Below are 13791 nucleotides of genomic sequence, written 5' to 3' on the forward strand. Positions count from 1 at the left end.
GATGCCTTATGTCAGAGTTTAAATACGTTATTTTCTTCTTCACCTTATTTGTCGCGGTACCGGCCGGATACCTCCTTGCGAGCCAATCAAAGGTTGTCGAACGGCTCGTTATCTTTTTCTATGTTTTCTTCGGCTGCCATATGGCCGACATCAACTTCATCTCACTGGAGGCCTATCGCGGGACTTCCAAGGGTTTTGAAATCGGCATGATCGACATGGTCATGTACATATTGGTACTGTTGGTCATTAAACGAAAACAACAATACCCCATCGTCTGGCTACCACCGGGATCAATACTCTATTTCATTTACTTCTTCTTTAGCTGCCTTTCAACAGTTAATGCGGAAGAACCTATTTACTCCGCCTTCGAAATGTTCAAAATGGTTCGCATGTATATCTACTTCTGGGCTTGGTACAACTACTGCCAGAGTGAGGAGCAGCTAGACACGCTGTTACACAGCTTCGGTGCCATCATTTTTTACACTTGGTTTGTTGTCGTACAACAAAAATACCTTCATGGCGTTTTTCAGTCGTCTGGCCCCTTCCCGCACCAAAACACATTAGTTCTCTATATGGCTACCCTCGGCTCCGTCGCCCATGCCTTAATACTCAACCGTCGTTCGGCAAGACCTCTTTTATGGTTCGTTTTATTTGCCATGTGCGGTTTCTGTGTGGTCGCCACACTCTCGAGAGCCGGGCTCGCGCTATTCTTGCTCAATGCCGCTATTATTTTCACTATCTCAATATTTATCCGTAATCGCGGTAACAAGCAGCTCAGCAAACGAAAGACTGTCTTTGCCATTCTCATGCCCATCATCGGCATTTTAGCGCTATTTAAGGCGGCCGATAGCATAATAGAAAGGTTCGAGACGGCACCTGAACAGTCGAAGCAGACACGGATTTTGCTCGCAGAAGCCGCCATCAAGATGGCCAACGATAAAACGATGGGCGTAGGCTTGAATAACTTTGGTCTTGTTATCAATCCTCCATACTCCTACGGTAGCCACATACCGATGATCAACGAAGACGACCTCTATGAGACTCACGGCCTCGTTGAAACCGCCTACTTACTAGTAGCCGCAGAAACAGGCTGGCACAACCTCGCCGTATTCGTCACAATGCTATTTTACTTCTATTATTTAAACATCAAGAACTTCTTCCGCTATAAGGGTCAAGAGTACCGTTTTTTAACGATTGCTTTTATAGGCTGCCTAAGCCAAATTTATCTGCAATCAACACTCGAGTGGGTGCTAAAACAGACCAATAATTTTTTTCAGATCATGTTAGTTTTCGCCACTATCGGCGTCATGCAAAAACTCTGGCTGAGACAAGAGTCCATGCGAAAAAGCCTACAACACACTAAAAACCTACTACCGCCTATCGCTCCACCGAAAGTATCAGCGAAAATAAGTGTGCACAAAGAACTGTCGCCAACTTCCATAAAAATTAACAATCAAGAGATCAAAAAGAACGATATCAGCAGATATAAGGAGCTAATTTTTAGCTATTGCAAGAGCTTATCACTCACCCAAGTACTCAACACCCCATCAACAAAAAGATATTCTCGCAATACAATGCTATTCTTTAAAAAAATCACTAAGCCTTCCCGTAATCAACAACAAGCTAACAGCCATCAAAAACGATTAATAAAAGACCGCTATCCATTGCGTAAAATAGCTTCAACACTGCTTTTTCTGGCCGCCGCCATCATATTCATGATCACCTGCTATCAGCTACTAAAGAGTTCTAATATAGAGTTCATCAACCTTCTCTATAACACCCTGCCATTTCAACAATGAAAAAGTATAACCTTCATCGTCTAGTAACAGCCGCCGCATCAAATTACAGCGCCTTTATTATTCGCATGTTAATCATGGTCTTTCTGACACGCCTGTTGTTTCTGGGACTAGATACTGAGGACTACGGCTTTTGGGCGCTACTATGGTCGATTTTTGCCTATTCACTTCTGCTTGATTTCGGTTACGGTACAACACTAATGAAAGCAACCAGTGAGGTCACTGTTCTCCAGCATTGGCAGCACTACAATCAACTATTGAGCACTGTGCTCATCAATTACCTACTGATCGGGCTGATCATCGCTGTAGCCAGCGTGTTGCTCAGCTGGCAGCTGCCTCGGCTATTTAACTTCGACGCTTCAGCAAACGAGGACTATTACCGACTCGCCCTACTCGTCTTCGGTTGCGGTACCGGCCTCGTCTTCCCCTTCGGTGTGTTCACTGAAGTATTGCGTGGCCTGCAGAAATTCCACCTGCGCAACGCGCTATTGACGCTACGTGAAGTATTAAACTTTATTGGCATGTTCTACGCCATCAGGCAGGAGAATCCGCTTGTCAGCATGGCCATCGTCGCCGTTGCCAGCCAACTTATCTGCAACCTGCTCATGGCTATTGCCTGCTTCAAGGCAATGCCAAAGCTGTCCGTTTCGGTGAGGCTATACAGCACAAAAATCAATCGTTCAATTACTCGCTTCTCCCTACTCGCCTATATCATCACCTTGGCCAGTCTGATCTGTTACAAGAGTGATCAGATTGTCATCTCAGTCTTTTCTACCTTTACTGTCGTCGCCTTCTACCATGTTGCCCTACGCTGGTCAGAGATATACCGAATGTTAGCATCACAAATGCAAGACATTCTCGCACCGATGGCCGCTGCGCTGAACAGTGAGGGTAGCGTTAATGAAAGCCAGCAGTTGATCGTTTTTTCCAACAAAATCATCACAGCTATCGCCACCGCCTTTGTCATCCCCATTACTTTTTTCGCTCAACCGCTACTGTTTATCTGGCTAGAGATCGATAATAAAGATACGTTAATATGCAGCTATATATTGTTGTTCTGCACTTGGTTCACTGTAGTTTTTCGTCATACTTCGGCACAGATATTACTCGTATCTGAACACCAGAAGTCACTAGCTATCATCGCCGCCGTCGAGTGTACGAGCAACTTATTACTAAGCATTTACCTCATTCACCTATATGGAATCATCGGCGTGGCCATCGGTACCTTGCTGCCTAGCTTACTACTCGGTCTGCTGGCAAACATCCCTCTCGCCGGTCGTTTTTGCCACCTCAGCATAGCTCGCTATCTTCAACTAAGCTTCCTCAGCCCAATCATTACTGGCTTAATCACCGTTACTCTGACGTATGGCCTTATCTACACCTTCGAGCCTCAACACTTATCGTCTATTATTGCCTGCAGCCTCATAGCGATAGTATTTTATGTCGCGCTATTCTTCTTTATGGGCTTCAATCAACAAGAACGAAACAGTGCCCACCATGGACTGCGAGACTTTATTCGAAGCACCCATCGCTCCTCCTCTAAAAGATAAAAAACAACTCACCACGACAATAATTATATGGCTTATTTTTGATAACGTTTCAAGGCTTCGCGCTGACCGTACTTAGCATCTTTAACATCGCCTCTTTGTCTCTGCCACGCCAAGCGCTGGCCACTATAGTATGCCCAATGATAAACCCATGCTTGCGCGGGAATCATAAAAAGCTCTCTCCACGCTCGCCCAAGAAAACAGCAGAAAAAATCCTTAACACACTTTTCTAATATTCTTTTAATTGTTTCAAAAAGAGAGACCTTACTTCTATCATAAATGAATAAATCGGCCTCTCCCTCGACAAATCTACGGCCATAAAGCTGACTTAAGGTATAGTTGTGCGAGTGCATCGCCATCGCCTCGGCAACATATTTTACTTTATAGCCATTCCTTTTCGCCCACTGCCCCCACTCAGTATCTTCAGACGCCCAAGCCTCCGTATAAAAGCGGTGTTGCAGCCAAGCACTACGCCGAACGGCTGCCAACGGCAGCGATAAACCTATCCAGCAAGGGGGCGGGCCTTTGTCTGGAAAACTCAACTGATAATCACGCTTCACCCAAGCTTGCGCCTCCGGACGCGCTAGCTGCCGCCCCAACACAGCACTAACCTCTGGATCATCAAAAGCGGCAACAATTCTGCCCAAGCTAGTTGGTGTTAATAACACGGCGTCAGAATTAATAAAAACAATAATATCTTCATTACATCCTTCGATGGCGTTATTTAAAACTTCGCCTGGAAAATAACTCTCAGCTGAAATAGTTAATAGCGTGGTTGCAAACGGCGCAGCCATCGCCTGAGTAGAGTCCGTCGACGAACAGTCGACGAGATAAAGATGATAGTCACAAAACTGTTGTGAATCGATCGCGGTCAGCGCTTGATCGATCACCCAGGCACTGTTCCGTGAGCGCATAATAATAGCGACAGCCACTAGTGCAGCATCCGTGAATTAAGACGCTGTTGCTCACTCATCGCGCGAACCTCACGTACCCATACTGTTTCACACTGGGCGATAAAGGCCAGAATATCTTCAAACCGTTTCAATCGATCACAGAGATGCAAAGTAATAGGGTGAATAATCAGGTGTGATAATTCACCGTTTGCCTCTCGCATCGACAGTTCCTCCAGCACTTTATCCGTCCACTCATCAATATAGTAGGATTCTGTACCGTAATCATCCCTCCACTGATAGCGTTGCTGCCACTGTTCAACCCATTGTTCAGTGCGCTCGGCATGGTAGAGGTGCTCGTGATCGGGCATGATATTAATCGGAAAATTATAGATACCCTCTCGCTGCCAATACATACCACGGCCCTGACGACTGACACCGTCACAACAACTCTTCAAGCCACAGTCTGCCAACACCTGCTCTGTATGCGGTCCATGCATATACATATGATTACGCCAGCTCTCAATTCTATAGCCCGTATAGCGTTCGATTATCTCGATCGTCCTCATCGCATCTCGACGCTGATACCATTGAGGACCGTTGTAACTATTACAGAGTTTCTGACAGATTCGGTGCCACCATACCGGTGTCAACGCGGAGTAATTATGACCGGCAATTTCCACCAATGGGCTCTGACAGATCGAGCGAATATCAGCCCACTCGTCATGGAAACAGCGGCCGGTAAAAAAAAAAGTCGCCTTAACGCCCACCTCTTGTAGCCTCTGCGCATACGCCGCCGCGATACGACATTCGCTATGGTAGGCATGCTGCTGATTACCCGTTTTTAAACCGGCATGATGCACATCTGTGGTCAAACAAATCATCGACGTCACCTCTTAATCATAAGATACCGTACCGCTCGAACACCTTAATCGCATTGCCATCAAAGTTCTTCGCCCAGGCTCGAAGATAAATTCGCCGCGCCGCCGCCATATCGTCGACACCGACAATTCTCCGCGCCTGCCGTTGCAGCTCATCCGCAACAAATGGGTACACCATCCCCGGAAACAGTAACGGTACCAACCGCCTCTCGGAAAGTAGTCGTTGTCGAAACCCCAGTGCAGAGTAATTCAGCAGCTCGTTAGCACTAAAGCTTTTGGCGAAGGCCAACAGGGCTGCCATTGTTTGCCGATAACCATCCCGCAAACAGCTCCTCTGCTCTCGCCTCACCGCATATGGCCAATACTCCAACCAGCTCAGCTCACTCCGCCCTAGGCGGCGACGCTCACACTGTAGGTGAACATCTGCCAATAGACCCAAAATACCTGCCAGCCAATGCGCAAGCCCTTCTGCGGGGTAACGGTGATAATCTGGTTTAAAACGAAACTCTATCGCTTCATCATAGAGCGACTTAAAGGTATCACTCACCACTGCAAGTTGGCGCATCCTGCGCTGTTTTTCTAAATACGACCAATGGTAATTATTACAGCTATACAATAATGCATCGCCATAGCCAATAACGGCCTTCATCGTATGCTTTATTAACAGCCCGGTATTGAGCAACGCTCCCTCTTTCCGCTCTAGCAATATCTGGTTGATCAATAATAATGTGCCACGATTAACCAATAAGTTACGCATATCCCAGTCGGGAATAGCGTCTAAGCACTGCCGCCGTAAACCACGCACAAAGCTCGCATCACCAGCGATTGTTTTATGCCCGTAACGCATATCATACCAAATGAGCCTAGGCTCACTGCGCGATAAATGTCTCGCATCAATCACCGACAGGTCGAGGCCCACCACCGTCGAGGACTCAATTGACAACATCTCTGCCGCCAGTGCCGACTCTAACCGGCGCATCTGTTCATCACTCAATGACTCCGTAATTAAAAGGAAGTCGAGATTGTTGTGCGGTCGCTGTGCGTTATCGACCAACTGCACCCCTCCTTCACCCCGACCATAGCCCCCTAACATTACTAGAGCGCGAGTGTGGCGCGCGCAGCCAAGCTTTGACCACGCCGCTACGACGCGACGCACCAAGGCGGTAATATAACGTTCGACAGAAGCATCGCCATACGCGGTAAAGCGCCCCCAAGCCCCTCTATTATCATTGCCCATCAATCAACCTAGTAAAATAAGCGAGCAGGTGCTCTAAATGATACTGCGGCTTAAAACGCTCTAAGTAGCGCTGTCTAGCACAGCCACCGAACCGCTCAAGCTGCGCTCTATTTGCAACTGCTGAATCTAAAGCAACGGCCAATGCTCGCACATCACCCGCCTCAACTTGAAAACCATTTTCTCCATTCACTAACCAATCAGGTATGCCCCCAACAGCGGTGGCTACCACGGCCAGACCATGGCTCATTGCCTCTATGCCAACGAGCCCAAATGTCTCTGGCGTTCGTGCCGGTAAAATTAAACAGCATGCCCGCGCATAAGCATCGTCCAATAACTCCCCAGATAACCTACCCAAAAAGTGGACTCTGTCGGCAACGCCCAGCTTCATTGCCATTGCCTGCAGTGATCGCTTGGCATCGCCATCGCCACAAATATCGAGCTCCATTGGCTGGCACATCTTCGACATTGCCTTCAAGAGAAGATCAACGCCCTTGCCGACTTGCAACTGCCCAACAAAGAGAAAGTTACCCGCCTCCGCCAGGCTTCTTGTTGCAGCCACCTGCGCAAATCCCCCCCCTGGATAAGGGTCGCGACAATACAGTGGTATCACCTCGATCATTGCCGCATCAAAATGATGAGCAATCACGTGTCGACGCATATAAGTAGAGCCCACAACAATCCCCTGCAAACGTCGATTCAATTGCAGCAGCTGATTCGCCCTTGCTAAGCTATTCAGTTTTACCCCTGGCCATTGATTGCTCTTATTGATAAAGCCCAAGCAGCTATAGCAGTGCTGACCTATCGGTCTGTTACAGCTTTGGCGAGTAATCGTGGTGTATTTATGCTCGCGCAAACAAAATAATTTATGGTCGTGAAAAAAGCGCACGCAAACAACACCGCTAGCAATAAATTCATCAACTACCGCCTCGTCAGTGAGCCGATGAATATAGATAAGATCCGGTGCTAACTCCGCTACTTGAGCTGCTATATCGACGAGGGGGAAGCTATGCGTAAAAGGCTGGCAAAAAACCCTTTCAACACGACTCTTCACGCTATAGAGCAAGCTGTTGACAACACCTTCTTGCTGTAGCATCGCCGCCGTTTCGCTGACATAACGCTCGCAACCACCGACGCATTGAGCCCACTCGTTCACCCATAAAACATGCATGAAATTGCCTTACGAAATACTCTGCGATCATTTTCTTAAATATTTTTGAGCACGAAAAAAAACGACTATAATCGAGTATAGACCAAACAATGATGGTTAATACTATGCCTATCACCGTTCTCACCGGACCGCCTTGTAGTGGAAAATCGACGCTCTGTAATGCGCTGCATAAGGCCGGCTACAATGTCGTAGAAGAATCAGCATTAGCGGTGATTCGCTCGCTCTGCCAACGTCTCGGGATCACCGAGCAACATCAATGGCAACAACAGAACCCACTAGCCTTCCACCAACTTATTCTCGAGCAACAGGTCTGCAGTGAACGGCAGGCCCTACAGCGTAAGCCTTCATCGACGCGAATTCTCGATCGCAGTCGCCTCGACATACTGGCTTACTTACGCCTAGCTCAATGCCGTCCCAGCAAAGAATTTCTTCGCCTAGCACACGCACAACAGTACGATCAGGTGCTCTTCCTCGAGGCGCTACCACGTTTTATCGATCGTCATGACAGCGGACGCACGGAGGATAAAGATAGCCAGTCGAGGATCGCCGATCAACTACAGCTGGTCTATCAGGAGCAGGGCTACCACCTCAATTACCTTCCTGCCTCAAGCCCCCGACGCCGTCTTGAGCAGGCCCTAGCAGTCATTAACCAGTTCACTGCTGACTCCCCTCTTGCTGCCGCTGTAGGTAACTCTCTACGGATTCCTCCACCACGCCACTGTTGAGCTGCTCCCGCTCTAGCGTCGCCTTGGCACCCTCGATATCACTCAAATCGATTGCCTCTTTGAAGCTCATGTCGATAGTGATTAATTCGGGGATATCCGGTGTTTGAATCTGAATATCCTGCCGATTCTGCCCCGCATACATAGGCATCGCCGTAATAGTGATTTTTTCATTGCCCTGATAGGCTATGTCGATGGTAAATGGCGTGTTCGACATTTTCACCCCATCAATATAAATCATTGCCGAGGTCGGCACCGAGCGGATCTCGATCACATCAAACGACTTACCATAGGGTATATCTGGGCGTATATGCTTACCGCAAGCTGACGGCAACATCAGCGTTAATAGCAACAAACTCCTGCCTAAAGCGTTCATACAACTCAGCGCTCCTATCGGCTCTCTGTCTATTCAGTGTAGTTTGAATAGCGTTGCGTGCGTCAGCACGGCCAAAACGCTATCGTTAACAGCAAAAAAAAAAGCCCTGCGATGCAGGGCTTTTTCCATAACAATAGGCTCACAAATTTAGCCAGCGACAATAAACTGATTCAAGCCCTCATCGACCACCGCTCGCCGAAGTAGTTCATTAAACAAATCGTCGACCAGTGCCTGGTTTTTACTGTCACTAGGGACCTGAGGCAGCTTATGTGTCTGTGTCACAGAGTAACGATAGGTTCGCTTCTCTCCACCCCTAACCGCCTCAATAGAGATCTGTGCACTGTAGCTAATCTCAGGAAGTACACTGCGTTCCGGTGTCGAGATAGCAAACTTATTCAAGGCAACGGTAATCTGTAGAGGCGCTTCTGCTTGCAAACTGACAGCACCACTTTGTTGTAAGGCCGTCGCATAGGCATCGGCCAATCGTTGCGCAAAGTCGTCTGGTGTCGTAATCAGACTCGATTGCTTATAAACACCGCCTCTAGAACCGACCGTTTCTGTGCCTCGATCATCACGACTATGTACGGTAGCAACAACGGCAGCATTCGCCAGCGCCACGGCTGCCACATCAGGGTTCAGTGACAGCTGCTGTGGGCTCTGTGCACACCCCGTCAGCAACACTGTACAGACAGCTAAAAGAGGTAGGCATTTTTTAAGGTGGTAATAAAATGCCCTGTGCTGATTTTTTCTACTCATATCAAACCTACTCTATCATCGTGTAAAACTAACTAACCGCGATTCATCAGATCCTGCAGGTCGATAATCGCTGCATTTGCGCGTGTAATATAAGAGGCCATTGCCAGCGAGTGGTTCGCCATCAAGCCAAAGCCACTGCCGTTCAAGATAATCGGGCTATAGATGGCGCCCTGAGTCTCCTCCAACTCTCTAATAATCTGACGCAGACTTACCGCAGCATTCTTCTTCGCCAAAACTGGCGCAAAGTCACGCTCGATAGCTTTGAGGAAGTGCAGTAATGCCCACGACGTGCCCCTCGCCTCATAGAAGATATTATCAATCTCGGTCCAAGGCGTTTTTACAAACACCATGTCACCGCTCGCAGTAGACTGGGTCGCTTCACTATCACCTTGTAGCGAGGTATCGATTCTCGTTTTCACCACACTCGCACTCAAGCGCTGCGACAAGCTACCTAGCCGGCTAGAAACCATCCCCAACCAAGCGACCAAGTTATCAGAGCGAGCGTAAAACTGCGCATCCTTACTCTCGCTGTCAACCAACCGCTGTTGATAATGCTGCATCAGCCGTACGCCTTCTCGGTACTCTGACTCAGTCGAAGGTAATACCCAGCTGTTCGGCTGAAAGTTAAACCTCGGCTCCGCATGTATCAGGTCTTGGTCTTCGCGTGACTGTGATTGTGAGCGACTAAAATACTCCCGCATCGCTCTCGATAGGTCTCGTACTTGGATCAAAACGCCGTATTCCCAGCTCGGCAAGTTGTCCAGAAGCACACCGGGGGGCATACGATCATTACGCAAATAGCCACCTGGCTTATTCAACACAACCTCCATCACCTCAATCAAGGCGCCACTGGTTGCTGCACCAGTCACCTGCTGCTGCTCCGGCGACAGGTTCGAGAGACTCTCCTCTATGGTAAACGTCGCCGGCTCCCGACTCCAATACCAACCGATCATCAGCATCACTACAAGGAATAAAATAACGAGCCATTTAAGAGCACCGAAGAAGTGGCTTTCCGCAAGCCAATCCTGCATCCCCTCTCGCCAACTGCCGAACTGCTGGCCTATCTTTCCAGAATTCATAATCATCTCTATTTTGTTTGTCTTATACCAAAGTCAGCTTAGCCTGATGTCGGGCACCGAAACACTGCGCCCAGTATATAATGAATGTGTGTACAGGTCGCCGACATTAATAACCTTGCACAGGAAGGAGCCGTTTCACAACTTCACCATTAGCAAGCTGCAGCTGCAACGCTAACAATTGCCCCACCGACGCCTGTTTCACGCCTATTAACATCACATGATAACCACCAGGGGCAAACTCAAAGCGCTCGCCAGCAGCTATTGTTACCTTGTTTACTGCCTCCATTGTCATACCTTGCGGGCGATGAAGGTGCTGATGTAGCTCGACACGCTCGACCCCTGCTGCCGTCACCGCGAGTATGACTTGTTCCTGATCCGTGTTATTTACCAGCGTCATAAACGCGGCGGTATTGTGCTGACCGGGAATGAGCTCGCGTACATACCCGTCCTCAACCAGCACTGCTGACGCTGGCTCCGCCAATATCGGCATCGACAGCAATAGCAGCAATAAAGCAACACTGAGCCGTCCAGGCCTGCGAATCAATTTACTCATCATAATCGGTTACTCCATTAACGCCACTTGCTTTAATCTACTAGCCAGCACCACACGCACGATCACTGCAGCGGCTGGTCCAGCAGGACAATTCTAGGGGGCTGGCCATGCTCGATATTAGCCCGGAAGCGATAGCCATCGGCCATCTCTTTCAGTTGTTGATAAATCCATCGCCCCTCGGCATCGTTACGACTCACGATCAGCAGGCGAGACTGCCATTGACTCGCCAGGGCTGCAATCTTTTCGAGAGAAACCTTGATCGCATCATCGCGCGCAGTCAATTCGGTGACCTCAAGCAAGTATTCGTTGGCCGCCACACTCTTATGATGAGCAAAGTATCGAGTCATTGCAGCCGCACCAACATAATCGGGCTGCAGCGCTTTCGAGCGCGCCAGAAAATCCTCTGCCCGCGCATAGCTACCATGGTCGAAGGCCTCTTTCGCCAACACGAGGTATCGACGACTAATACGTTTCACGCCAATCTTTGCATCGGCATTATCCGGTGCAATATCTAGGATTTCACGATAGCGGGAATACGCATTATCCTCTTTCGGACGCATCAGGCGATTGCTCACCAAAGCCATTTCCGCCTCCGCTAACGTATTATTGATCCATACATTCTTTCGCCGCTCAGCCAATTCCGCTGTCGAAACGGGCGCCTTATCAGTCGCCTCGACAACCGGCTCCCCCATTTGATTCTTCGGCAACCAACTGCAGCCTGGGAGCGCTAGCGATAGCACAAACCCGCCGACGACAAGGCTGAAAAAACGATATCTACGCTGCAATCGTCTATGATTGACCTTCATTTAATGCCCACCTCATCGCTCTTCATAATAATTGACAATACCTCTTTAGCGCACTGCCGGCATAGACGAGATCTGGTACTATTACCGGCTGAATCGTGCAGTTGCATACATTAACAGTTTAACCGACTTCGTTGTTTTATCATCGTTTTGGGAATGTTTTTGCGAGCACGTGGTCATATTTCTACCGGCCGCAATTAAATACAGGATCCGTTATAATGCATTTGGCTCGACTCTCCCTCTTATTACTCTGTCTTATCTCCTTCGATACGGCCTATGCCAGTAGCGATCCCTTTACCAGCGGCAATACTTTTTCCAACAGTACAGCGAGTGGCTTTAGCAACAACACGACTGCCGAGTTTCTCACCGTCGATCAGGCCTACCAACTCAGCCCCGTTATCACCGCCCCTGAATCGCTGCGCCTCGAATGGCAGATGGTTGATCACTACTACCTTTATAGGCATGCCTTTAAGGTTCTCTTAGATGGCCGAGACGTCACCACAGAGACGATGATGAATGAGGGCTTGAACAAACACGACGAGTTCTTTGGCGATGTCCAAGTGTATTACCAAAACCATGACATCTTGCTCGACAATATGGCTCCCGGCGCACACAAGCTAAGCGTGACCTATCAAGGCTGTGCCGATGCGGGGCTCTGTTATCCACCGAAGACCGTGCACTACGATATCGACAGCAATAACAACACGGTGAGTGCCGCCGCGCCTTCAAGCAAGAGCGCGTTACCTAACAACGGCCTAGTTCTACCTCCCCAGCTCGACAGCCAGCAACCCGGTGCCTCGTCTCTCATCGTGATCTTATTCTTCGCCCTCGCCGGCGGCCTGATCCTCAACCTCATGCCCTGCGTATTACCCGTACTGTCTCTAAAAGCACTGTCGATCAACAACCAAAACATTCACAAGACTCGCGTACAAAGTTGGTACTATACCCTGGGCGTGGTCTGTAGTTTTGTCGGTATCGCCGCCTTACTGGTCGCACTTCGCGCCGCGGGTGAAGCCATCGGCTGGGGCTTCCAGCTACAGTCCCCCTGGTTCGTTGCCATTCTCGCCTACTTATTCTTACTCCTTGGCCTCGCTATGTCGGGCTATACCGAACTCGGTTCCTCCTTAATGGGGGCCGGCCAATCCCTCACTCAGGGTAACACTAACCACAGTGCCTTTTTCACCGGCGTACTAGCGACCGTCGTCGCCAGCCCTTGCACGGCTCCCTTCATGGGAGCGGCTACCGGCTATGCGCTCGGCCAACCTTCTGCCGTGACCTTTCTTGTCTTCGCCGCACTCGGTTTAGGCATGGCACTACCTTTCTTACTAATCGGTTACATCCCTGCTCTACACAACCTGCTACCCAAACCTGGGAATTGGATGGTTCGCTTCAAGGAGTTTCTCGCCTTCCCGCTCTACGGCACCGCCCTCTGGTTGCTCTGGGTCGTCGGGCGGCAGGTTGGTATCGACGCAGCCATGATCATTCTCGGTGGCGGTATTCTCATCGCCTTCGCACTCTGGCTCTGGCGTGGCGGCAGACTTGCCAAAGTACTCGGTGTCATTGCCATTGCCACTGCTATTAGTTTCTTAAGCAGTCATAGCCTAAAACCCAACAGCACCACTAGTATTTATCAAGAGGATGGCTACCAGCCCTATAGCGACGCACTATTAACAGACCTACTACAGCGGGATGAGGCTGTCTTTGTCAATTTCACCGCAGATTGGTGTATCACCTGCCTCGCCAATGAAAAGACCACTCTCCACAGTGTCGCGACGCAACAGCTGTTTGAGCAAAACAATATCAAGCGCTTGAAAGCGGACTGGACCTCCTATAACCCTGAAATCACCGCGGCCCTAGGCAAGCATGGCCGCAGCGGCGTCCCTCTATATTTATATTATCCTGCCGGTAGCCAAAGCCCCATCGTCTTGCCGCAGATCCTCACCAACAGCATCATGTCCAACGCCATAAAGGGTTCACCGTAAA

The 13791-nt window shown here is 49.2% G+C and carries 13 protein-coding genes; 4 read left to right on the forward strand and 9 right to left on the reverse strand.

The window, feature by feature from the left end:
* The first annotated feature begins 8 nt into the window (after nucleotides 1-8).
* A complete protein-coding gene (locus EDC56_RS09570; RefSeq protein ID WP_123712295.1) occupies nucleotides 9-1799 on the forward strand; it encodes an O-antigen ligase family protein in 1791 nt (596 codons plus the stop codon).
* Complete coding sequence (locus tag EDC56_RS09575; protein WP_123712296.1) at nucleotides 1796-3346, forward strand: polysaccharide biosynthesis C-terminal domain-containing protein; 1551 nt, start codon at nucleotides 1796-1798, stop codon at nucleotides 3344-3346. Before EDC56_RS09570 ends, EDC56_RS09575 begins: the two co-directional genes overlap by 4 nt.
* Nucleotides 3347-3378: 32 nt before the next feature.
* Here EDC56_RS09575 and EDC56_RS09580 read toward each other — a convergent pair whose 3' ends face one another.
* The 4 genes from EDC56_RS09580 to EDC56_RS09595 are packed head-to-tail and all read right to left on the reverse strand — an operon-like array spanning nucleotide 3379 to nucleotide 7519.
* Nucleotides 3379-4257, reverse strand: coding sequence for a glycosyltransferase family 2 protein (locus EDC56_RS09580; protein ID WP_245980695.1), 879 nt, complete (start codon nucleotides 4255-4257; stop codon nucleotides 3379-3381).
* Between the two features lie 17 nt (nucleotides 4258-4274).
* Entirely contained in the window at nucleotides 4275-5117 is an 843-nt protein-coding gene (locus EDC56_RS09585; RefSeq protein ID WP_123712298.1) for a polysaccharide deacetylase family protein, read from the reverse strand.
* Nucleotides 5118-5133: 16 nt separating this feature from the next.
* Nucleotides 5134-6351 carry a hypothetical protein gene (locus tag EDC56_RS09590; RefSeq protein ID WP_123712299.1) on the reverse strand — a complete coding sequence of 406 codons (1218 nt, stop codon included), beginning with the start codon at nucleotides 6349-6351 and terminating at the stop codon, nucleotides 5134-5136.
* Nucleotides 6341-7519, reverse strand: coding sequence for a glycosyltransferase family 4 protein (locus tag EDC56_RS09595; RefSeq protein ID WP_123712300.1), 1179 nt, complete (start codon nucleotides 7517-7519; stop codon nucleotides 6341-6343). Before EDC56_RS09595 ends, EDC56_RS09590 begins: the two co-directional genes overlap by 11 nt.
* A 104-nt stretch (nucleotides 7520-7623) precedes the next feature.
* Between EDC56_RS09595 and EDC56_RS09600 the strand changes: the two genes are divergently transcribed.
* Complete coding sequence (locus EDC56_RS09600) at nucleotides 7624-8244, forward strand: AAA family ATPase (RefSeq protein WP_211333634.1); 621 nt, start codon at nucleotides 7624-7626, stop codon at nucleotides 8242-8244.
* Here the strand turns inward: EDC56_RS09600 and EDC56_RS09605 are convergent.
* From EDC56_RS09605 to EDC56_RS09625, 5 genes are all read right to left on the reverse strand, one after another.
* Entirely contained in the window at nucleotides 8174-8617 is a 444-nt protein-coding gene (locus EDC56_RS09605; RefSeq protein ID WP_123712302.1) for a PEGA domain-containing protein, read from the reverse strand. The genes EDC56_RS09600 and EDC56_RS09605 overlap by 71 nt on opposite strands.
* A 147-nt stretch (nucleotides 8618-8764) precedes the next feature.
* The gene (locus tag EDC56_RS09610) at nucleotides 8765-9373 is read right to left on the reverse strand and encodes a YajG family lipoprotein (protein ID WP_123712303.1); all 609 of its coding nucleotides are present in this window, start codon (nucleotides 9371-9373) and stop codon (nucleotides 8765-8767) included.
* Nucleotides 9374-9405: 32 nt separating this feature from the next.
* A complete protein-coding gene (locus EDC56_RS09615; protein ID WP_123712872.1) occupies nucleotides 9406-10452 on the reverse strand; it encodes a DUF2333 family protein in 1047 nt (348 codons plus the stop codon).
* A gap of 106 nt (nucleotides 10453-10558) precedes the next feature.
* Nucleotides 10559-11008: a copper chaperone PCu(A)C gene (locus EDC56_RS09620; protein WP_123712304.1), complete on the reverse strand. Its 450-nt coding sequence runs from the start codon at nucleotides 11006-11008 to the stop codon at nucleotides 10559-10561.
* A 59-nt stretch (nucleotides 11009-11067) separates the two neighbouring features.
* Nucleotides 11068-11811 carry a hypothetical protein gene (locus EDC56_RS09625; RefSeq protein WP_123712305.1) on the reverse strand — a complete coding sequence of 248 codons (744 nt, stop codon included), beginning with the start codon at nucleotides 11809-11811 and terminating at the stop codon, nucleotides 11068-11070.
* Between the two features lie 215 nt (nucleotides 11812-12026).
* On the opposite strand from EDC56_RS09625, the gene EDC56_RS09630 reads away from it, so the two are divergent.
* A complete protein-coding gene (locus tag EDC56_RS09630) occupies nucleotides 12027-13790 on the forward strand; it encodes a protein-disulfide reductase DsbD family protein (protein ID WP_123712306.1) in 1764 nt (587 codons plus the stop codon).
* Nucleotide 13791 lies beyond the last annotated feature (1 nt).

The organism is Sinobacterium caligoides, from assembly GCF_003752585.1.
Classification (GTDB): Bacteria; Pseudomonadota; Gammaproteobacteria; order Pseudomonadales; family Sinobacteriaceae; genus Sinobacterium; species Sinobacterium caligoides.

Excerpts from the sequence above, each read along its gene's own strand:
- EDC56_RS09570 (WP_123712295.1), top strand. The coding sequence starts at position 9 with ATGTCAGAGTTTAAATACGTTATTTTCTTCTTCACCTTATTTGTCGCG.
- EDC56_RS09575 (WP_123712296.1), top strand. The coding sequence starts at position 1,796 with ATGAAAAAGTATAACCTTCATCGTCTAGTAACAGCCGCCGCATCAAAT.
- EDC56_RS09580 (WP_245980695.1), bottom strand. The coding sequence starts at position 4,257 with ATGCGCTCACGGAACAGTGCCTGGGTGATCGATCAAGCGCTGACCGCG.
- EDC56_RS09585 (WP_123712298.1), bottom strand. The coding sequence starts at position 5,117 with ATGATTTGTTTGACCACAGATGTGCATCATGCCGGTTTAAAAACGGGT.
- EDC56_RS09590 (WP_123712299.1), bottom strand. The coding sequence starts at position 6,351 with ATGGGCAATGATAATAGAGGGGCTTGGGGGCGCTTTACCGCGTATGGC.
- EDC56_RS09595 (WP_123712300.1), bottom strand. The coding sequence starts at position 7,519 with ATGCATGTTTTATGGGTGAACGAGTGGGCTCAATGCGTCGGTGGTTGC.
- EDC56_RS09600 (WP_211333634.1), top strand. The coding sequence starts at position 7,624 with ATGCCTATCACCGTTCTCACCGGACCGCCTTGTAGTGGAAAATCGACG.
- EDC56_RS09605 (WP_123712302.1), bottom strand. The coding sequence starts at position 8,617 with ATGAACGCTTTAGGCAGGAGTTTGTTGCTATTAACGCTGATGTTGCCG.
- EDC56_RS09610 (WP_123712303.1), bottom strand. The coding sequence starts at position 9,373 with ATGAGTAGAAAAAATCAGCACAGGGCATTTTATTACCACCTTAAAAAA.
- EDC56_RS09615 (WP_123712872.1), bottom strand. The coding sequence starts at position 10,452 with ATGAATTCTGGAAAGATAGGCCAGCAGTTCGGCAGTTGGCGAGAGGGG.
- EDC56_RS09620 (WP_123712304.1), bottom strand. The coding sequence starts at position 11,008 with ATGATGAGTAAATTGATTCGCAGGCCTGGACGGCTCAGTGTTGCTTTA.
- EDC56_RS09625 (WP_123712305.1), bottom strand. The coding sequence starts at position 11,811 with ATGAAGGTCAATCATAGACGATTGCAGCGTAGATATCGTTTTTTCAGC.
- EDC56_RS09630 (WP_123712306.1), top strand. The coding sequence starts at position 12,027 with ATGCATTTGGCTCGACTCTCCCTCTTATTACTCTGTCTTATCTCCTTC.